At 68.9% G+C, this 18,513-nt stretch carries 20 protein-coding genes; 7 read left to right on the forward strand and 13 right to left on the reverse strand.

Translation table 11 applies throughout. The features are described from left to right. Nucleotides 1-258: 258 nt before the first annotated feature. The 3 genes from E6A21_RS13795 to E6A21_RS13805 form a co-directional block, all read right to left on the reverse strand. The gene (locus E6A21_RS13795; RefSeq protein ID WP_171041410.1) at nt 259-2,187 is read right to left on the reverse strand and encodes an HNH endonuclease signature motif containing protein; all 1,929 of its coding nucleotides are present in this window, start codon (nt 2,185-2,187) and stop codon (nt 259-261) included. 169 nt (nt 2,188-2,356) lie between these two features. Next, a complete protein-coding gene (locus E6A21_RS17950) occupies nt 2,357-2,827 on the reverse strand; it encodes a GyrI-like domain-containing protein (protein ID WP_171041411.1) in 471 nt (156 codons plus the stop codon). Between the two features lie 55 nt (nt 2,828-2,882). Next, on the reverse strand, nt 2,883-3,368 hold the full coding sequence (locus E6A21_RS13805; RefSeq protein ID WP_138444746.1) for a 2'-5' RNA ligase family protein: 486 nt from the start codon (nt 3,366-3,368) through the stop codon (nt 2,883-2,885). Between the two features lie 49 nt (nt 3,369-3,417). Between E6A21_RS13805 and E6A21_RS13810 the strand changes: the two genes are divergently transcribed. From E6A21_RS13810 to E6A21_RS13820, 3 genes are all read left to right on the forward strand, one after another. Continuing rightward, the gene (locus E6A21_RS13810; protein WP_138444747.1) at nt 3,418-4,341 is read left to right on the forward strand and encodes a D-isomer specific 2-hydroxyacid dehydrogenase family protein; all 924 of its coding nucleotides are present in this window, start codon (nt 3,418-3,420) and stop codon (nt 4,339-4,341) included. Next, on the forward strand, nt 4,341-5,288 hold the full coding sequence (locus E6A21_RS13815; RefSeq protein ID WP_138444748.1) for an aldose 1-epimerase family protein: 948 nt from the start codon (nt 4,341-4,343) through the stop codon (nt 5,286-5,288). Before E6A21_RS13810 ends, E6A21_RS13815 begins: the two co-directional genes overlap by 1 nt. 75 nt (nt 5,289-5,363) lie before the next feature. Further along, complete coding sequence (locus tag E6A21_RS13820) at nt 5,364-5,693, forward strand: STAS domain-containing protein (RefSeq protein ID WP_342777874.1); 330 nt, start codon at nt 5,364-5,366, stop codon at nt 5,691-5,693. A 27-nt stretch (nt 5,694-5,720) separates the two neighbouring features. Here the strand turns inward: E6A21_RS13820 and E6A21_RS13825 are convergent, their stop codons facing one another. The 3 genes from E6A21_RS13825 to E6A21_RS13840 form a co-directional block, all read right to left on the reverse strand. Further along, nucleotides 5,721-6,032, reverse strand: a complete 312-nt coding sequence (locus tag E6A21_RS13825) for a putative quinol monooxygenase (RefSeq protein ID WP_138444749.1) — start codon at nt 6,030-6,032, stop codon at nt 5,721-5,723. 30 nt (nt 6,033-6,062) lie between these two features. After that, nucleotides 6,063-6,338, reverse strand: a complete 276-nt coding sequence (locus E6A21_RS13830) for a YciI family protein (RefSeq protein ID WP_138444750.1) — start codon at nt 6,336-6,338, stop codon at nt 6,063-6,065. 791 nt (nt 6,339-7,129) lie between these two features. Continuing rightward, entirely contained in the window at nt 7,130-8,425 is a 1,296-nt protein-coding gene (locus E6A21_RS13840) for an aminotransferase-like domain-containing protein (protein ID WP_246036516.1), read from the reverse strand. A gap of 117 nt (nt 8,426-8,542) precedes the next feature. Here E6A21_RS13840 and E6A21_RS13845 point away from each other — a divergent pair, with 117 nt between their 5' ends. Further along, on the forward strand, nt 8,543-9,004 hold the full coding sequence (locus E6A21_RS13845) for an SRPBCC family protein (protein ID WP_138444751.1): 462 nt from the start codon (nt 8,543-8,545) through the stop codon (nt 9,002-9,004). Between the two features lie 6 nt (nt 9,005-9,010). On the opposite strand, the gene E6A21_RS18315 is transcribed toward E6A21_RS13845, so the two are convergent. Together E6A21_RS18315 and E6A21_RS13850 are read right to left on the reverse strand one after the other, a co-directional pair. Further along, nucleotides 9,011-9,139, reverse strand: a complete 129-nt coding sequence (locus E6A21_RS18315; RefSeq protein WP_281281580.1) for a hypothetical protein — start codon at nt 9,137-9,139, stop codon at nt 9,011-9,013. Between the two features lie 153 nt (nt 9,140-9,292). Continuing rightward, nucleotides 9,293-9,475: a CsbD family protein gene (locus tag E6A21_RS13850; RefSeq protein ID WP_138444752.1), complete on the reverse strand. Its 183-nt coding sequence runs from the start codon at nt 9,473-9,475 to the stop codon at nt 9,293-9,295. A gap of 164 nt (nt 9,476-9,639) precedes the next feature. Between E6A21_RS13850 and E6A21_RS13855 the strand changes: the two genes are divergently transcribed. Then, complete coding sequence (locus tag E6A21_RS13855; RefSeq protein ID WP_138444753.1) at nt 9,640-10,416, forward strand: sigma-70 family RNA polymerase sigma factor; 777 nt, start codon at nt 9,640-9,642, stop codon at nt 10,414-10,416. A gap of 135 nt (nt 10,417-10,551) precedes the next feature. On the opposite strand, the gene ald is transcribed toward E6A21_RS13855, so the two are convergent. After that, on the reverse strand, nt 10,552-11,670 hold the full coding sequence (gene ald / locus E6A21_RS13860; RefSeq protein ID WP_138444818.1) for an alanine dehydrogenase: 1,119 nt from the start codon (nt 11,668-11,670) through the stop codon (nt 10,552-10,554). Nucleotides 11,671-11,892: 222 nt separating this feature from the next. Here ald and E6A21_RS13865 point away from each other — a divergent pair, with 222 nt between their 5' ends. Next, nucleotides 11,893-13,089 carry a PucR family transcriptional regulator gene (locus E6A21_RS13865; RefSeq protein ID WP_138444754.1) on the forward strand — a complete coding sequence of 399 codons (1,197 nt, stop codon included), beginning with the start codon at nt 11,893-11,895 and terminating at the stop codon, nt 13,087-13,089. 39 nt (nt 13,090-13,128) lie between these two features. Here E6A21_RS13865 and E6A21_RS13870 read toward each other — a convergent pair whose 3' ends face one another. Both E6A21_RS13870 and E6A21_RS13875 read right to left on the reverse strand, forming a co-directional pair. Next, the gene (locus E6A21_RS13870) at nt 13,129-13,515 is read right to left on the reverse strand and encodes an excisionase family DNA-binding protein (RefSeq protein WP_138444755.1); all 387 of its coding nucleotides are present in this window, start codon (nt 13,513-13,515) and stop codon (nt 13,129-13,131) included. Nucleotides 13,516-13,623: 108 nt separating this feature from the next. Beyond that, entirely contained in the window at nt 13,624-15,063 is a 1,440-nt protein-coding gene (locus E6A21_RS13875) for an amino acid permease (RefSeq protein ID WP_138444756.1), read from the reverse strand. Nucleotides 15,064-15,255: 192 nt separating this feature from the next. Here E6A21_RS13875 and E6A21_RS13880 point away from each other — a divergent pair, with 192 nt between their 5' ends. Further along, a complete protein-coding gene (locus E6A21_RS13880) occupies nt 15,256-15,474 on the forward strand; it encodes a hypothetical protein (RefSeq protein ID WP_138444757.1) in 219 nt (72 codons plus the stop codon). 159 nt (nt 15,475-15,633) lie between these two features. On the opposite strand, the gene E6A21_RS13885 is transcribed toward E6A21_RS13880, so the two are convergent. Further along, nucleotides 15,634-16,692 (reverse strand): hypothetical protein, encoded by a 1,059-nt coding sequence (locus E6A21_RS13885; protein ID WP_138444758.1) that lies wholly within the window; start codon nt 16,690-16,692, stop codon nt 15,634-15,636. Between the two features lie 151 nt (nt 16,693-16,843). Next, a complete protein-coding gene (locus E6A21_RS13890; RefSeq protein ID WP_425471559.1) occupies nt 16,844-18,508 on the reverse strand; it encodes an MDR family MFS transporter in 1,665 nt (554 codons plus the stop codon). Nucleotides 18,509-18,513: the final 5 nt, after the last annotated feature.

The raw sequence follows: 18,513 nt of genomic DNA on the forward strand, positions 1-18,513 counted from the left end.
TCGCGGCCTGTTGTTGGCGGGCCTGTCGTTGATTCGAGCCTGTCGCTCGGGTGGCTTTCTTCCCCCACGCTATGGCCACACCACCGTTTGAGGGAGGCCCTGCCAGTACATGGATGCGTGAGCCAAATATCCGGCATAGTGAGCTCGCAGCTACGTCTCGCGCCCATCGTGTGCAGGCGGGCGACTGTGATGCGCCCACGGACGGCGCAAGCGACCGATCGCGTCCCTCCTGCGGCAGCTTCAAGCCCAGTCGGGGCCTCAGAACGGTGGTGGGTCCGGTTGAGATGACCTCGGCAGGTTCGGGTCTCGTTGAGGTAGCACCTGCTCAGGAGGATCGGGGACAGGTACCGCTGAGTGCTTGCGCCGCGCCCCGGCTTGCTCGGCGGCGTCCACCTCGGCGGCGTCCACCTCGGCGGCGTCAACGTCGGCGGCGTCCACGAGGTGAGCAGACGCTTCCACCATGTAGGTGCGTCCGAGGGGTGATGTCCATTCGAGCAGCCTGGGTTGCGGGATTCCGCCCGGCTCCTTGGCTGTGGTGTGGTGGTAGGTCCAGGCGCCGATGGATTTGATGGCGTGGTGTCTTGGGCACAGGAGGGCGAGGTTCTCGGGGTCCGTTCTTCCGCCGTCCTGCCATTCGACGGTGTGGTCTGGCTCGCAGGCCCGGGGTGTGCGGGTGCAGCCCGGGAAGGTGCAGCCGCCGTCGCGGTGGGCGAGGTAGCTGCGCAGGGCCTTGGGCGGGCGGTACGCCCTGCGCCCGATGCCCAGGGCGACCCCGGTGTCCCAGTCGGTGTAGAGCCGGTCCCAGTTCGGGGCGAGGGAGGCGAGGCGGCGGGCCGTGGGCGCGTCGATCGGCCCGTAGCCTTCGAGCTCCGCGAACCCCGACCCCGCAGGCGAGACCTCATGGGAATCATCCTCGGCCGCGCCGTTCCCGGTCTCCCTGCGCTCCGCCGCGCCCTGCTCCACAGTGCTGCCCTCACCCGCACGGGTCTCGGCCGAACGGTTCTCCGCCGCGCGGTCATCGGCCGCGGGGTTCGGGGTGGCGGGGTTCTCGGTGGGCAGGACTGCGCAGACGGGGATGGTGAGGGTGATGTGGGGGCGGAAGGATCCGGGGAAGGCGGGGTCGGGGCTTCCGAGGAGGCGATGGACGAGGGCGTCGGCGCGCAGCTGGGACAGGGTCCGCTCCTCTGCGGCCAGCCCCCGGGCACCGGACGGCTCGGCCCCGTGCCCCCGGGCACCGGACGGCTCGGCCCCGGCGGCGACCTCATCGGCGCGCGCACCAACGCTGGCGGCGGTTGCGCTGCGGGCCGCGGTGTGGGCGGCGCGGGCGGCGCGGGCATCGGCGTCGAGGCCGTTGTAGAGGGCGAGGCCGGCCTCGGCGGGCAGGAGGGCGGAGAGGGTGCACATCCCGTCGGGCTCGGGGGCGAACCAGACCCCCCGTTCCCTGGTCGCCGCCTTCTTCCGGGCCTGGATGCTCTCCGGGTGCGACCGCTCCCGGAAAGTGCGCAGGTTCGAGCGCAGCTCCGCCGGGGTCCGCCGCCGCCCTGCGCGGGTCACCGTCCGGCCGAGGGCCTCGCGGGCGAACCCTGCGGTCTGCCCGGGCGGGAGGGTGCGGGCCTGGTCGAGGATGACCCTGGCATGCTGGAAGGAGATCTGCCCGTCCTGGAGGGCCGTCAGGACCTGCGCGCCGGGGCCGGTGAGGTCGGCGGCGTCGTGCAGGAGCCGGGCGGCGGCGGCCTCGGAGACGGCGGCGGAGGCGGCGGTCTCGGCCACGGCCAGGGCGTGGGCCTCATCCCCGCCCAGACGCACGGGCTGGCAGGCCCTGCGCGGGACGGGCTCGTGCGCGAGGGCATGCTCGAGGCGGGCCAGGGCCCGGAGTCTGATCGCGGTGGCCCAGCCGACCACGCGCTCGGCGCACTCCGCGACGGCTAGGGCAGCCTCGGCGGAGAGCGACTCGGTCGCGGGCAGGGCCACCGAGCCGAACAGGGGCGAGTCGGGCCCGTCGCCGAAGACCACCACCGGATTCCACAGCCCTGCGCAGGTCCCGGCAGCGGCGCCGGCGTCGTCGGGAAGTGCATCGTCGGGCGGGGCGCTGTCGGTCCAGCCTCCGATCTCCCGCCAGCCGCTGTCCTGCTCCCAGCTGTCCTCAACCGGTCTGGTCTGGCCGGTCGCGTGCGGCTCGGCGCTCATCCCCATCACCCCCGTCCATAAAAGGAGCCGTCCCCTAAAGCTCTGATCCGAGCCTACGGAGGTGGTCCGACAAAATAAGGCCGGTGCCAAAGTGGGGCGACTGCAGCCTTGCTCCGGATGGCTTCCAGCCGAGAAAATTCGACTTGCTTCCCCTAGAGAAGGCAGGTACTCAAGGAAGCGCTGGCCTGAGGAGGCGCACAACCGTCGTCTCGGTGAGGGCAGAATCAGGCGCCGGATCTCCATAGATCTCCCAGGAGTGCCCGGTGAGCTCCCGTCGATTCGCCGCCGTCCACTCGTCGATTGCGTCGTACGCCTCCTTCAGCCGGTCGTAGGGTCCACGGTGGACTGCAACAGCAGCCTCGCCGTCAGGCGTTTCGCTCGGGTACACCTCGCCTGCCCCTTCGAACGACCGCGTGATCTCGACGCCGAACTCGCACAGAACTGTCCCGCCCGGCTCGTTTGAGTGGTAGACGAAGACGTTGTGGCCGCCCGCCCACAAGCCCGGCTCGCTGCGAATGAAGTCCCAGACCCTGTCCAAAGCGGGGCCCCATGCCGCGCCAACCTCATCGCGCGCAATCTCTCGCCGAACGGCGGCAAGCTGACGGCGCTGAACAGTCTGTAGGCTGACCGAGACCGTCATGACGTGATTGTAGATCGCACGGCCCGAGCGACGAGGTTCGGAGGGGGGCAGGCGCCTAGAGGAGCGCCTGGAGCAGGGCTGCCACCGCCACGACCTGCGGTCTGCCCGGCCCGGGGCCCGGCTCCATGTCGACGAGCGCGAGCTGAGTGAGGCGAAGCCTCGCGCCCTCCTCGGCGGCGCCGCGCGTCGTCGTCGTGATGTGCGGGCGGAAGCCCTCGCCCGCGTAATGGGGCGAATCGAATGACGGCCCAAGAGGGGCGAGGGCATCGATCAGAGCGTCGTGCAGGACGTGGACGGCAGCCGAGTCGATGAGCGCCGCCGGGGTGTCGTGACGCGGCCCGAAGAGCTCGCCGGGACCGACGACGACGTCGATGGCGGCGTGGGCGGAGGCGACCTCGCCCATGCGGGCGGCCAGCATCGGCGTCGTCGCCTCCGTCGAGAAGACCGGGACCACCGTGATGTGCAGGGGCCAGCTGCGCACCGCGTAGCGCTCGCCGACCTCCATGGGGTCCAGCGGGAGGACGACGGCGAAGCGGTGCACCCCCCGATCCTACGGTCCGGGCCGGAGGGTGGTCGCTAGGCTGAGCAATATGACCACGACACCCCGCATCGCGATCCACGGCGAGCCTCTGCCCTACCTGACCGGCGCCATCACCGCGGGAGGGGGCGCCGTCGTCGGCGTCCGGGAGCAGCCCGAGGGCCTCGTCCTCGACCACGGCAACGACAAGCGCGCGCTCCTGGAGATCCTCGACGCGACCCCTTCGATCCGGTGGGTGCAGCTGCCCTCGGCGGGGATCGAGTCGTACGCGCAGTCCCTCGCCGCGCACCCGGACAAGATCTGGACCAGCGCGAAAGGCGCCTACGCGAAGCCCGTCGCGGAGCACGCGCTCGCCCTCACCCTCGCGCTGTTCCGCCATCTGCCGGAGCGGGTCCGCGCGCGGAGCTGGGGCGAGGCCGCCGGGACCTCCCTGCACGGGCTCACCGCCCTCGTCATCGGGGCTGGCGGAATCGGGCTCGAGCTTCTTCGGCTCTTCTCCGCGTTCGACATGGAGGTGGACATCGTGCGCCGGACCGACGCTCCGGTCCCCGGCGCGCGGCGGACGGCAACGGCGGAACACCTCGGCGAGCTGCTCCCTGAGGCCGACGTCGTCGTCGTGGCCGCGGCCCTCACCCCGGGGACGACAAAACTCATCGGCGAGCCGGAACTCGCCGCGATGAAGCCCGGCTCGGTGCTCGTGAACATCGCCCGCGGAGGCCTCGTCGACACTGACGCCCTCGCGGCCGAGCTCGCCGAGGGGCGCATCCTCGGCGCCGGCCTCGACGTCACCGACCCCGAGCCGCTGCCCGACGGCCACCCGCTGTGGGACGAGCCGCGGGCCCTTATCACCCCGCACACCGCGGACACGATCGAGATGATCCGTCCCCTCCTCGGCGAGCGCGTCGAGATCAACGTCCGCCACCTCGCGATGGGGCTTCCGCTCGAGGGAAACGTGGATCCGGAGGCCGGGTACTGATGATCCGGCCGGAATTGAGGAGGACTGTGGAATACACCATCCGCTCGGGAGGCTACACGGCCACCGTCAGCGCCCGCGCTGGCGCCCTGCGGAAGCTGGCATACGAAGGCCGAGACCTCGTGGTTCCGTTCTCGGAAGGCGGTCCGATTCCGGACTACCGGGGCATCATTGCGGCACCCTGGCCCAATCGCATCGCCGACGGGCACTACACGTTCGACGGCGCCGCGTTCAGTGTCCCGGTGAACGAGACTGAGCGCGGCTGCGCGCTGCACGGGTTCGCCTTCGCGTTCGACTGGGACCTCGTCGCCTCAACGGAGGATTCCGTGACGCTCGCCGTCGAGATTCCCGGCGGGGACGGCTACCCTTCTTCGCTCCGGCTCGAGTCCACCTACTCCCTGGCCCAAAACCGCGGCGCCTCGGACGGCGAGGACGGGCTCTCCTGGTCGGTCCGCGCCGTCAACACGGGCGAAGCCACAGCCCCGTACGGCGTCTGCCCGCATCCGTATCTCGTGGCGGGCGAGTCGCCGCTCGACTCCTGGGAGTTGGAGCTGCCGGCCGAACAGTTCCTCGAGGTCACCCCGGACCGCCTCCTGCCCCTCGCGGAGCGTGCGGTGGAGGGGCACGAGTTCGACTTCCGACGGCCGCGCCGGATCGGCGGCACCGAGATCGACCATGCCTTCACCGGAATTGCCTTCGACGCGCAGGGCACGGCCCGGATGGCGGTGCGCGACCTCGAACGCGGCACAGGTGTCGGGATGGCGTGGGACCGTACGTGCCCATGGCTCCAGGTCCACACCGCGGACAAGAAGCCGCCCCTGCCCAATCGGCTCGGGCTCGCCGTCGAACCTATGACGTGCCCGCCCGACGCCTTCAACTCGGGCAAGGACCTCATCCGCCTCGAGCCCGGTGCCGAGCATATGGCCGAGTGGAGGATCTACGCCCTCTGAGTGCCCGAGCTCGGGTACTTGGCGCGGTGCATACTTGATAGCGACGCCGATGGGGGTTAGCTGGGAGGAACCTAAATGATTGCGGTCTCGGTCGAAGAACGCGAGGGTTACTCGGAGATCGTGGTCAAGGGGCGGCTCACCATGACGGGTGTCGGCCACCTCAAGAGTGCGGTCGCGGACGTGATTGCACGGGGCCACCGTCTCCTTGTCCTCAACCTGCGGGAGACGGAGTTCATGGATTCGTCGGGGCTGGGCGCGATCGTCGGCTGCCTCAAGGTGGCCCGTGAGGCAGGTGGGGACCTGCGCCTGGGCCATGTGAGCGAACGGGTCGGCGCCGTCCTCAAGAGGACGAGCATGGACAAGGTGCTCGCCCCGAACGGCGCCGACCTCGGCGACGACGCCTAGCAGGACGCCTAGCAGGACGCCTAGCAGCTAGAGCAGTCCCCGCTCGCCGTCTCCCGCGGCGATCGGCGTCATCGTCGTGACGGTCGTCGGCTCGGAGATGAACGGATCGACCGCCTTTCCGAGGGCCTGGACCGCCGAGCCCTGCGAGTGCGCCTTGAGGTCTTCTGCGGATGCCCACTTCTCGATCATGGTGACGGTGGCGTCATGGGCGTCGTGGATGGCGTAGAGGAGACAGCCGTCCTCCTCGTGTACGGCGCCCATCGTGCCCTGGAGGGCCTCGATGAGCTGATCCTTCTTGCCCTCAGCGGGATGGAAGATGGCGGTGACGACGACGGGCATGCTGCTCCTTCTCTGGTGCCTGTTCTGGAATCAGTCGAACCTGACGGGATCCCACGCGAGGATCCGCGGTGAAGCGAGGCCTTCGGTGACGAACGGGTCGCTCGTGACGAACCGCTCGGCGTCCTCGCGGGACGTGAACAGCCCCATCGATCCGTTGACCATCGGGTTCTCGAAGGTCCCGAGGGCCTTCACGCCCCCGCCCGCCGCGTGGAATGCCTCGTAGTACGCCTTGTGCCGAGGGAAGACCTCGGGCAGGCGCGAGACATCGGCGCCCGGGGGGATGTCATAGAGGACCACGAACTCCATGAGGGGATCCTATCCGCGCGGGCAGGGGCGATGCTGCACAGGGAGATACTGGGGGCATGCCTGAGAACATCGTGGGCGACGCCGCGACCGTCGTCATCCTTCGCGACAGTTTCGGACCCGGGGGAGAGGCCAGGGTCGAGGTGCTCCTCCTCGAGCGGCCCGTCCGCGGCTCCTTCGCGGGCGCGTGGGCCTTTCCGGGAGGACGGGTGGACCCCGAGGACACGCTCCCGGAGGGTGCCGAGCCCGCTCCGGGGGACGACGGCGCGGCCGAACCAGCTCCCGGCCGCGCACCTCTCGCCGTCCGCCGGGCAGCGGTGCGGGAGACGTTCGAGGAGACCAGCCTCGAGCTCGAGGCCGACGCCCTGGTCGACCTCTCCTGCTGGGTGCCGCCGCAGGAGGCGCAGAAGCGGCTCCGCACGTGGTTCTTCCTCGCCGCGGATCCGGGCGGCGACGTCGTGCTCAACGTCGGCGAGCACGTCGCGTTCGTATGGATGTCCCCGGCCGTCGCCCTTGCGCGGCACGCGGCGGGGGAGATGACACTCTTCCCGCCCACGTGGGTCACGCTCCACGGGCTCGTGGGCGCGGAGGGCACGGCGTTCGCGATCGCCGAGGCGGCATCGCGTTCGCCCGAGCTCTACGAGAGCGTCCAGCTCTACGCCCAGGACGGGCAGATCGAGGCAGTCCTGTGGGCCGGCGACGCCCAGTACGGCAAGGAAGCCGCAGGGGGACGGGGCGCCACCGACTGCATCTGCGCTCGCTCCCGTGGGCCTACGAGCGTCGCGGCTGAAGGGCTAGTCGACGGCTGCCGAGTTTGCCTCGACCGCAGCGCGGATCACGGGTGCGAGGCGGCGGACGCCTTCGTGGATCTGCTCCGGGGCAACTCCGCTGAAGGCGAGGCGGAGCTTGCTGCTCGGCACGTCCGACGGCGTGAACGCGGCCCCCGGAATGAAGACGACGCCGGCGTCGATCGCCTGGTACAGGAGCGGGTAGGTGTCGATGCCCTCGGGGAGGGTGACCCACACGAAGAAGCCGCCGTCCGGCGTCGTCCACGTCGCCTCGGCCGGGAAGTGCTCCGCGAGCGCCTCGAGCATCGCCTCACAGCGTTCGGCGTAGACGGCCCGGGATTCGGCGAGGTAGCCACGCCAGTCGAAGTTCCGGAAGAACTCGGTGACGATGAGCTGCGAGAGCGTCGAGGGGCAGAGGACGACGGCCTCTGCAGCCAGGTAGAAGCGGCGGTAGAGGTGCCGCGGCACGAGGGCCCAGCCGAGCCGCACGCCGGGGGAGAAGATCTTGGAGAACGAGCCGCAGTAGATGACGTCGTCGGGGTTGTCGGCGCGGAGCGGCGTGAGGGGGTGGCCGTCGAAGCGGAGCATCCCGTAGGGGTTGTCCTCGAGGACGAGGATGTTGTGGTCTCGGCAGATGTCCACGACTCGCTGGCGGCGCTCGGCCGTGAGGGTGATGCCCGAGGGGTTGTTGAAGCTCGGGATCGTGTAGAGGAGCTTGATCCGCTTTCCCTCGGCCTCGAGCGCCTCGATGCGGCTCTCCAGGTGCTCCGGGACGAGGCCCTGCTCGTCCATGAAGATCGGCTCGACCTGTACCTGGTACGCCTCGAACGTGTTGAGCGCTCCCACGTACGTCGGGTCCTCGACGAGCACGACGTCGCCGGGGTTGCAGAAGACCTTCGCGGCGATGTCCTGGGCCGACTGCGAGCCGGTGGTGACGACGACGTCGTCGGGGGAGGCTCCGAGGATGCCCTCCTCCGCCATGATCTCGCAGATGAGCTCCCGGAGTTCCTCCGTGCCCTTGCCGCCGCCGTAGTGCAGGGCCGTCATGCCATGCTCGCGGATGACGCGCGACGCCGTCTCGGCCACGAGGTCGAGAGGCAGCTTGGACAGGCTGGGCGAGCCGCCGGCAAGGGAGACCAGGCCCGGGCGGATCGAGATGTCGAAGACGTCGCGGACGGCAGACTGCTTGATGTTGTGGGCGCGTTCGGAGAACAGCGCCTCGTGCCGGTGGCTTGCCTCGGCGCGCTCGAGGGCGGTCTGCGTTTCGGCGGTCAGTTCCACGGTGGTGTCCTGTGATGTCACCCACACAGGGTATCGCGAGGTTTCCGAATATGCACCCTTTGTTGTTCCAGCTCACTTATCGAATCTGGGCGGCCGCAGATGCGGTGCAGGTCACAGGAGCGCGCCTACCATTCTGGTATGTCTGCCTACACCGTCACGCGCAGCGCCTTCATCCCCGCCCCGCCCGACCAGGTCTTCCCGCACGTGAACAGCTTCCGCAGATGGAGCACGTGGTCTCCGTGGGAGGAACTCGACCCACAGATGGAACGTGTGTACACCGGTCCCGAGGAGGGGCCCGGAGCCCAGTACGCGTGGATGGGCAATCGGAGGGCGGGCTCCGGCCGGATGGAGATCGTGGAATCCGTCGAACCGAGGAGCATCCGCATCCGGCTCGAGTTCCTCAAGCCGTTCAAGTCGCTGAGCCCCACGGGCTTCACGTTCGAAGCGCAGTCAGGCGGTACCCGCGTGACCTGGTCGCTCGCGGGGGAGATTCGGGGCGCGGCGAAGCTCTTCGCCCCGTTCATCAACATGGACAAGATGGTCGGCAAGGACTTCGAAAAGGGCCTGGCGCGCCTCTCGCAGGTCGCAGCGCCGCGCTAGGACGCCCTAGTCGTCGTCGGCGCCCTCTGCCGGGTCCTCCGAATGCGCGCGGATCTCCGTGGCGTCCAGTTCGTCGTCGCCCTCGGCCGGAGCCTCCGTGTGGATGCGGTCTTCGTCGCCGTCGGTGCGTGGCATCTCAGCGTCGCCTCGATTCTGTCTCTGTCCTTGATCCCCCATCCAGCGTAGGCGCGTCCGTCACCGGGAGCCATGGCAGGAAGAGGCGCAGACCGTATAGAAGAACCGCCGCCGGCCCCAAAGGGGACCGACGGCGGCCTGTGCTTCAGAGGCTCAGTAGTCCTTGCCCTTGAAGGAATCCTTCACGTGCTCGCCAGCCTGCTTGAGGCCCGCCTTGGCCTGGTCGCCGTGGCCCTCGGCCTCGAGGCTTTCGTTGCCCGTCACCTTGCCGGTAGCTTCCTTGGCCTTGCCCTTGAGCTCCTCGGCCTTGTTCTCGATCTTGTCGTCGGCACCCATTGCTGCTCCTTCCGTCGAGACTTGTCGGTCTGAACACCGTTCCCCCCTGGGCGCCGCTTCAAACATGGCCTCGGAAGCGCTTCCGACTTTGATTGGACATGTCGGTCTGCCTACTCTGAGCGGAGTCGAGCAGCGGCACCCCTCCTTCCTACGGAGAAGCCGCTATGCCCTCAGCCCGAGCCGGGGACGGCCCGGGGCCCGAATGTGCGCCCGATCTGACACATGCCGACCGAGCCGAGCTCGTCCTCCGGCACATCGGCCTCGCCGATTCCCTTGCGCGTCGCCATGCTGTCCGGGGCCACGACCTCGCGGACCTCGTCCAAGTCGCCCGGCTCGGTCTCCTCAGCGCTGCCGCCCGCTACGACGCCGGCGAGGGGGAGTTCGTGAGCTTCGCCGTGCCGACGATCCTCGGCGAGATCCGGCACTATGTCCGGGACTATTCGTGGGTGGTCCGGCCGCCGCGGGGCATCCAGGAACTCCGCCTGCGCGTCAATTCGGCGCGCGTGGACCTCGAGCAGTCGCTGGGCCGTGAGCCGAGCATGGCTGAGCTCGCCGAAGAGCTCGGCCTCACCCTTGCGGAAGTCGCCGAGGGCATCGTTGCGGACGCTGCGCTCGTGCCCCACCCCCTCGTGGGCGGTGATGAGGACGAGGCCGGTCCCGAGCTCGGCGCCCTCGACCCCGGGTTCCGCGAAGCGGAGCTCCGCGTCATGATCGAGAACCTCCTCCGGGACGTCTCGACCCTCGAACGGCAGCTGCTCCACCTGCGCTTCGTGCGCGAGATGAGCCAGAAGGAGATCGCCGGGGAGCTCGGCGTGAGCCAGATGCAGGTCTCGCGTCTGCTCCGCAAGCTCCTGCAGCGCCTCCGCGAACGCCTCGACGAGGAGCCTCGCCTTGACGGCGAGCCTTGGGGGGTCCAGCCCGAGGAGCAAGGCCGCAGCTGAGGAGGGCGGCCGGCAAGGTCGGAGGCGGTGAGGTGACGACGTCGTTCGACGCCTCGCCTCGCCGCCTCCGACGTGGCCGCCCCAGGGGCGCTGAGCCCAGCCGGCTCTGCCTGCAGGGCCGGCTGGGCCTGCAGATCAGGCGGAGACGAGCCCGTGCCAGTCCTCGGCGAGCGGAAGGCCGTGCGCCTCGGAGACCGAGCGGTTGGTCACGTAGCCGCCCGCGACGTTCAGGCCCGCGGCGAGCGCCGCGTTCTTCTCGAGCGCCGCCTCGACGCCGAGGTCTGCGAGGAGGGCCGCGTAGCGCAGCGTGACGTTGGTGAGCGCGTACGTCGACGTGTTCGGGACGGCGCCAGGCATGTTCGCGACGCAGTAGAAGGTCGAGTGGTGGACCGTGAACGTCGGGTCCTGGTGGGTGGTCGGGTGGGAGTCCTCGAAGCAGCCGCCCTGGTCGATCGCGATGTCGACGAGCACTGAGCCGGGCTTCATGCGCGAGACGAGCTCGTTGGAGACGAGCTTCGGCGCCTTGGCCCCGGGGATGAGCACCGAGCCGATCACGAGGTCCGCCTCGACGAGCGACCTCTCGATCTCGTACTTGTTCGACGCGAGGGTCTTGATCCGGCCGGCGTAGAGCGCGTCGATGTCCTGGAGCCGCGCGATGTTGATGTCGAGGATCGTCACGTCCGCGCCCAGTCCCATCGCGACGACGGCTGCGTTCGTCCCTGCGACGCCCGCCCCGAGCACGACGACCTTCGCCGGGCGCACGCCCGGTACGCCGCCGAGGAGGATTCCTTTGCCCCCGTTGGGGGTCAGCATCGATTGTGCGCCGACCTGGACCGACAGCCGCCCGGCGACCTCGGACATGGGGGCGAGGAGCGGCAGCGAACGGCCTTCCTGCACGGTCTCGTACGCGAGGGCGGTGACGCCCGCATCGATGAGCGCACGCGTGAGCGCGGGCTCGGCCGCGAGGTGGAGGTAGGTGAAGAGGATCAGGCCCTGCCGGAAGAAGCCGTACTCGGAGGCAACGGGCTCCTTGACCTTCATGACCATGTTGGAGCGCGCCCAGACTTCGGCTGCGTCGGCGACGATCTCTGCGCCGGCTACGCGGTATTCGTCGTCGGCGATGCCCGAGCCGAGTCCCGCACCGCCCTCGACGAGGACGGTATGTCCGCGCGACACGAACTCGTGCACTCCAGCAGCCGTGATGGCTACCCGGAACTCGTTGTTCTTGATCTCCTTGGGGACTCCGATGATCACTTTCGTCTCCATAGTCCAGGGCCTTGCCGGCCGTCTGAGAGGTTCTTCCGCGGTGGTTCCAGCGTAGGCACGGTGTGAGATGAACGACACTGTCAGGCGACTCGGAGGGAAGGCGGCTTCCGCGGAATCACGCCGATCCCGCCGCCAGTGGTCCGACACCTGTTGAATGTTGCAGCGGCAATTGTCGCCTCATGTGGGTCTCTTCCCCCTATGCTGGAAGGCATGCGTGAAGGCGTCGAGGAACTGGTGGAGAAGGCTGCCCGCAGGCTCGGGAGGGGCCTTTCGGTCGAGGACCTCGACGGGCTGCTCGTGGCCTACTCCTCGAACCAGGCCCACGCCGATCCGGTGCGCGTGAACTTCCTCCTGAGCAAGCGCGTCCCCGCAGATGTCAGCGCATGGCAGCTCTCGCACGGCATTGCGACGGCGGTGCGCCCCGTCGCGGTGCCGCCGAACCCAGGCCTCGGCATGTACGGCCGCGTGTGCGTGCCGCTCCTGGTCCGGGGATTCCGGGTCGGCTACCTGTGGGTGCAGCAGGAGCCAGAGGAGGAGAGCGCTACGACGATCCTTGCCGCGCTGCCGAGCGTCCGCCTCGAGATCGAGCTCATCGCGGGGCTCCTGCTCGACTCGAACACGGCAGCCTCGGCGCATCGTCGCCAGCGCGAGTCGAGGTTCCTCGCCGCGGCCTCCGGTGACAAGTCTGCGCAGGCCGAGATCGCGGGCTGGCGCGAGGTTCAGGGCCACGCCCCGTGGCAGGTGGTGACCCTGCTCGATCCGGACGGAGTGGATCCCGAGGACCCGCAGGCCGCCGTCGTCGCCACGAGCACGGCGGCGATGCTCGCTACGGCCGGCATCGACCCGGCCCTCTTCACGGCTGGGACCGAGACCCACGCCGTCGTCCTCTTCGTGCACTCGACCGGGCGCGCCAACCACGCCGCTGTCCTGACGCACTACGAGCGGGAGCTCGCGAAGCGCTCGGGAAGGCCCGCCGGCCGCGTGCTCGTGGGCATCAGCGAGCCGTTCGCGAGCCTTCGCGCCCTTCCCGATGCGTATGCGCAGGCGAAGACCGCGGCGCAGGCAGCGGCCGTGGACCCTGCGCTCGGGGAGCTCGTCGACGTGCGCTCCGTGGGGGTCTACCAGCTCATGGGGTCGCTGGCGTCCGAGCCGTCGAGCGTGTTCGCCGACGTGCTGGTGGAAGAGGACCGCGACGGGGAACTGCTGCCGGTGCTCGAGCAGCTCTACGACAGCGACGGCGCCGTCCAGCTCGTTGCCGACAGCCTCCACGTACACCGCTCGACCGTGTACCACCGGCTGGCGCGGGTTCGGAAGCTCCTCGGCGCCGACCCCCTCGGAGGCAGGGTGCGGCAGGAGCTGCACCTCGCCCTCAAGGCCCGGCGCTGGGCCGGGCGGCCTCGGATCTAGCGCTCCGTGCCCCGGCCTGCCGGCTCGCCCTCCCCGGGTCTAGGCGCCAGCGTCCTTCTCGGCTGCACCCTTCTGCCCCGCGACCCACCCGAGCACGTCCTCCCGCCGGATGCGCCGGTGCGTCCCCCGGTACTCGACGGGCCAGACCCCCAGATCGGTCAGCTTGCGGACGTAGCTGTGGCTGATCCCTGCGAGCTCCGCGGCCTGGGCGACCGTGAGGACGTCCTCGGCGCTGCTGACCGTCACAGACTCTCCTCGGGCGAGCCGCGCGAGGAGGTCCAGGACAGCGGCCCGTGCGTCCTCCGGGAGACGGTAGGCGGTGCCGTCGGCGAAGACGGTGACATCATCGGCGTCGAGTGCCCGGCCGAGGGCTGTGGCGTCGTGAGGGTCGAGTGCCGGCGCGGTGCGCGGGGCGAAGCGGCTCATGTGGTTCAGCGTAGCCAACCCGCTCCCTGACGCAGTGATCTCCGGCGGTGCAATAGCTGTACCAGAGACGGCCGGGAAGGTGAGTTGGTGTACCCGAGACAGGTGGGGCTAGGCGATGCGCGCCTCGTCTGACTCGCGGAGCGCGTCCGCGTGCGCAGCGATCCGTGCCTGGTGGAGGGGGGAGCGCCGCAGGATGAGCCATGCGACGAGCAGGACAGCGAACCAGATCGGCGTCACGAGGAGCGCGACGAGGGTATCCGGCTGGGTCGTGAGGGCCCACACGAGGAACAGGAAGAACGCATAGACCACCCAGACCATCGCGGGCCCGCCGGGCATCCGGTAGCTCGAGGCCGAGTGCTGCTCGGGGCGCCGTTTCCGGAACACCAGGTAGCTCGCGAGGATGATCGACCACACGAACATGAAGCACACGGCGGAAACCGTGGTCACCATGTCGAAGGCCGTGCCGATGTCCTTCCCCGCGTACAGGAGCACGACGCCGGCGAGCAGCAGCGTGCACGAGAGGAACAGTGCGTTCTGGGGAACCTTGCGGGAGGAGAGGCGCCCGAACACCGAGGGTGCGTCGCCTTCCTGGGCGAGGCCGAACACCATGCGCGACGTCGAGTAGATGCCCGAATTCGCACTCGACATGGCGGACGTCAGGACCACGAGGTTCACGAGGGTCGCGGCGGCCCCGAGGCCCGCAAGGGAGAACATCCCGATGAACGGCGAGTGCCCCGCCTGGAACGCCGTCCAGGGCGTGACCGACATGAGGATGATGAGCGCCCCGACGTAGAACAGCCCCACGCGGACGGGAATCGCGTTGATGGCCTTGGGCAGGTTCTTCTCGGGGTTCTTCGTCTCGGCGGCGGCGGTGCCGACGAGCTCGATCCCCACGAAGGCGAAGACGGCGATCTGGAAGCCGGCGACGAAGCCCATGAACTCCTTCGGGAAGAAGCCGCCGTGCTGCCACAGGTTCGTGAAGGAGGCCGTTCCAGTGGAGGAGGTGAACCCTGAGAAAACCATCACGAGCCCGGTCACGATGAGGGCGAGGATCGCCACGATCTTGATGAGCGCGAACCAGAACTCGACCTCTCCGAACGCCTTGACCGTTGGCAGGTTGAGGGCGAGGAGGATGAGGATCGTCGCGATCCCGGGGATCCAGAGGGGGATTCCGGGCCACAGGGTGTCCGCATATCCGGCGATCGCGACGACGTCGGCGACGCCCGTCACGACCCAGCAGAACCAGTACGTCCAGCCAGTGAAGAAGCCTGCCCAGGGGCCGAGCAGGTCGCCGGCGAAGTCGCTGAAGGTCTTGTACGCGAGGTTGCTGAGGAGGAGTTCGCCCATGGCCCGCATGACGAAGAAGAGCATGAAGCCGATGATCATGTAGACGAAGATCACCGAGGGGCCAGCCACCGAGATCGTCTTCCCCGAGCCCATGAAGAGCCCTGTGCCGATCGCGCCTCCGATGGCGAGGAGCTGGATGTGGCGGTTGGAGAGACCGCGGCTCAGCCCCTCTCCAGCCCTGTCTTCCGTGACGTAACTCATACTGCAAAAGCCTCTTCGTGATAGCCGAAAATGTGATCCCTATAACAGGATTCAACCTACATTACCGCTACCCATCGAGGTCAAAGGCCGTGCAACCTGCCGAAGGGGATATATCCAGTTGCATGAAATAGGTCCAGTTACCCTAGACTGGACGATCTGAAACACCCCTTTGTATTCGGAAGGAGCGTGCGCATGTCCCCCGATGTGCACAACCACCGCAGCCTGAGCGTTGTCGTCGACCATGCCCATGAGATCGACGCAGCGCTCGGCGGCGCAATCGAGACGCTTCAGCGGACCGCTGTGGCCAACCCCTGCTGCGGGATCCTCGTGACCCGCGAGGCCGCCGGCCAGTACACGGTTGCCCACGACACGAGCGTCCCGTTCGGCGTCACGCAGCAGCGCCTCGCCTGAGGCGCGGCGGGCGGCCTCCAGCGGCTGCCTCGACCGCAGAGCTTACGACGACGCGCGGCGCCTTCCCGATGGAAGGCGCCGCGCGTCGTCGTTCTCGGCAGCGGTCGGCCAGACTGTTGTCAGCCGCGTCCCCTGCAGATCAACTTGGGCGGTTGCCGATCAGCGTGAGCCGGCGAAGAGCAGTCCCTTCGGATGGATCGATGCAAGCTGGGGGATCGCCGTGAGCGAGCCGTCCGAGAGGTTGAGCGAGGCGAGGTAGTCGTGGCTTCCGTTGGGGGTCACGGACGTGACCGCCTGGCCCGCGCGGAAGCTTCCGCTGACCGCGTACACGGTGTTGTGGTCGGGGTCCGTGATCCAGAGGGTCTGCGCGTGCTGGGTGGCGAAGGCCGTGTCGTCGACCGGGGCCGCGAGGTTGAGGACTTCGAGCTGCTGCTGCGACCTGCCGGCCTGCCGGGCGAAGACGAGCTGCTGGTCAGCCTGCGCGTCGAGCATGAAGTCGTGCGCGAACCGGGGGCTCTGGGACGGGACTGTCGTGCTCGAGTCCGGGTCGGTGAGTGCGAGCGTCGTCGTGGTTCCGGCCTGCGGGCCGTTGGCCAGCACCGCCTTCGCGTTGTCGGTGAAGACCGGGGTGAGCGCCGCCGTCGAGCCCGAGAGCGTTGCCCGATAGAGCGCGGGCCCCGTGGTGTCGGCCGGGTTCGAGGCGGTGACGAGGATCTTGCCCTCGTACACCTTGACGGAGTCGGTGCCGCCGCCGTGGGTGAGGCCCGTGTACGTGTAGTCCTTGACGGCGTTGGCGCCGGCTGACGGCGACACGGTGTGGAACGAAGAGTTGCCGTCCTCGTTCGTCGTGACGAGCAGGCGTCGGCCCGCCGCGTCCGTGCCCATCCCGTCAATCCGCCCCTTGATGTTCCACGAGGCTCCGGGAGTGCCGTCGAGCGAGTACTGCTGGATGGTGCTTGCGGTGGCCCCGGTCGTGGAGGCCTCGCCCATCGGGCCGACGCCGTTCTGGTAGGCGACGTAGATGCTGTCGCCGAGACGGGTGATGTCGTCCGGCGCGGACTCGCCCGCCTTCGCGGGGAAGGCCTTGACCGTGTAGGGCGAGGTGTGGCCGGATGCTTCGTCCGACGGTGCGGCGAGCGCAGGGGAGGCCGAGAAGGCGAGTGCTGCAGAGGCGGCGACCGCGGCCGCGGGCAGGAAAGTCTTGCGGGAGATGTTCATGGCGTGATCCTCCGTGGTGTCGACGTTGGTCCCCCACCAAGGGGAATACTTCGCCCTTGCGGAGGCGGGAGGATGTCACGAGCGTGAACTCCCGGTGGACAGCCGGTGGGAGCTTCCTGAGGCGATCCCTGCGCCGCGGCGCCTGATGGCGTCAAGTCGCCGCGGGTTCCCTGGATGCTGCCTTGGGATCCCGGAGCTTGGCGTTGGGGAGGGCCAGGGTGACAAGGAACGCGAGGACCATGAGGCCCCCCGCCGTGAGCATCACGATGTCCACCGACTGGGAGAACCCGTCCTTGATCGGATGCGTGAGCACGGCGTTTGCCTTGGAGAGCCAGCTAGTGTCATTGAGGCTGTCCGCGCCCAGGCCCCCGCCCGAGGTGCCGCCTTTGAGCAGGTCGAAGAGCGGCTTGTTGGCGGGGTCGGCCAGGACGGCCGGGTTGTGGAGGGTCCTGAGGAAGTCGGCCTGCGTCGCGGCGGTCTTCATAGCCGAGCTGACCCTGTCGGCCGCGAGGCTGAACAGCATCGAGATGAAGACTGCGGTACCGAGGGCGCCACCCATGGAGCGGAAGAAGGCCGCCGTGGAGGTGCCGACCCCCATGTCCTTGAGCGGGACGGAGGTCTGCATCGCCAGCACGAGCGGCTGCATGCAGCATCCGAGGCCCATGCCGAAGAAGACTGCGATGGCGGCGGGAACCCACAGCGGCGCGTCGGCCGTGAGGACGAAGCCCATGGTTGCGGAGGACGCGGCAAGCAGGAGCGTGCCGATGACCGGGAAGATCTTGAACTTGGACGTCCGTGAGATGGTGCGGCCCGCCGTGATCGACGCGGTCATGATGCCCAGGGTGAACGTGATCATGAGGAGCCCCGCCTGGGTCGGCGTGAGACCCTGCACGAGCTGGAGGTACAGCGGCAGCATGGCGATTGCGCCGAACATGCCGATGCCGATGAGGAAGTTCAGGAGGGCGGAGAGGCTGAACTGGGGACTTTTGAACAGGCGGAGGGGAATGAGGGCGTAGTCGCCGGCCCGCTTCTCGAAGAGCACGAACGCGGCCAGTCCGATGGCCCCGACGATGTAGCACGCGAAGGAGTTGACCGAGGTCCAGCCCCAGCCGCGGCCCTGCTCCGCCACGAGGAGCAGCGGCACGAGGCCGACGGTGATCGCCGCGGCTCCGGGGTAGTCGATGCGCTGCCGCGTGTGCCGCGACGGCAGGTGGAGGAAGAAGAAGACGGTCACGAGGGCCGCGATCCCGACCGGGACGTTGACGTAGAAGACCCATCGCCATCCGGTGATCCAGAGGATCTGGTTTGCTCCCGCGAACGCACCGCCGACGACGGGCCCGAGCACCGACGAGACCCCGAAGACGGACATGAAGTAGCCCTGGAACTTCGCGCGGTCCTCGAGCGGCACAATGTCGCCGATGACGGCGAGCGCGAGGGCCATGAGCCCGCCCGCGCCGAGGCCCTGGATCCCGCGGGCGACGGCCAGCTCGCCCATGGAATGGACGGAGCCGGAGAAGATCGACCCGCCGAGGAAGATCGCGATCGCCGCGATGTACAGCGGGCGTCTGCCGAATATGTCCGAGAGCTTGCCGTAGAGCGGCGTGCTGACGGTCGAGGTGATGAGGTACGCGGTTGTTGCCCAGGCCTGGAGGCTCAGGCCGTCCAGGTCGTTGGCGATCGTGTAGATCGATGTGGCGACGATCGTCTGGTCGAGCGAGGCGAGGAACATGCCGAGCATGAGGCCCACCATGACGCCGGTGATCTGGCGGCGGCTCAGCGCACCTTGGGATGTGGAGGGGGTTGCGACGTGGGACACGGGAG

This window comes from Sinomonas susongensis (genome assembly GCF_005877005.1).
In the GTDB taxonomy this organism is placed as follows: domain Bacteria; phylum Actinomycetota; class Actinomycetes; order Actinomycetales; family Micrococcaceae; genus Sinomonas; species Sinomonas susongensis.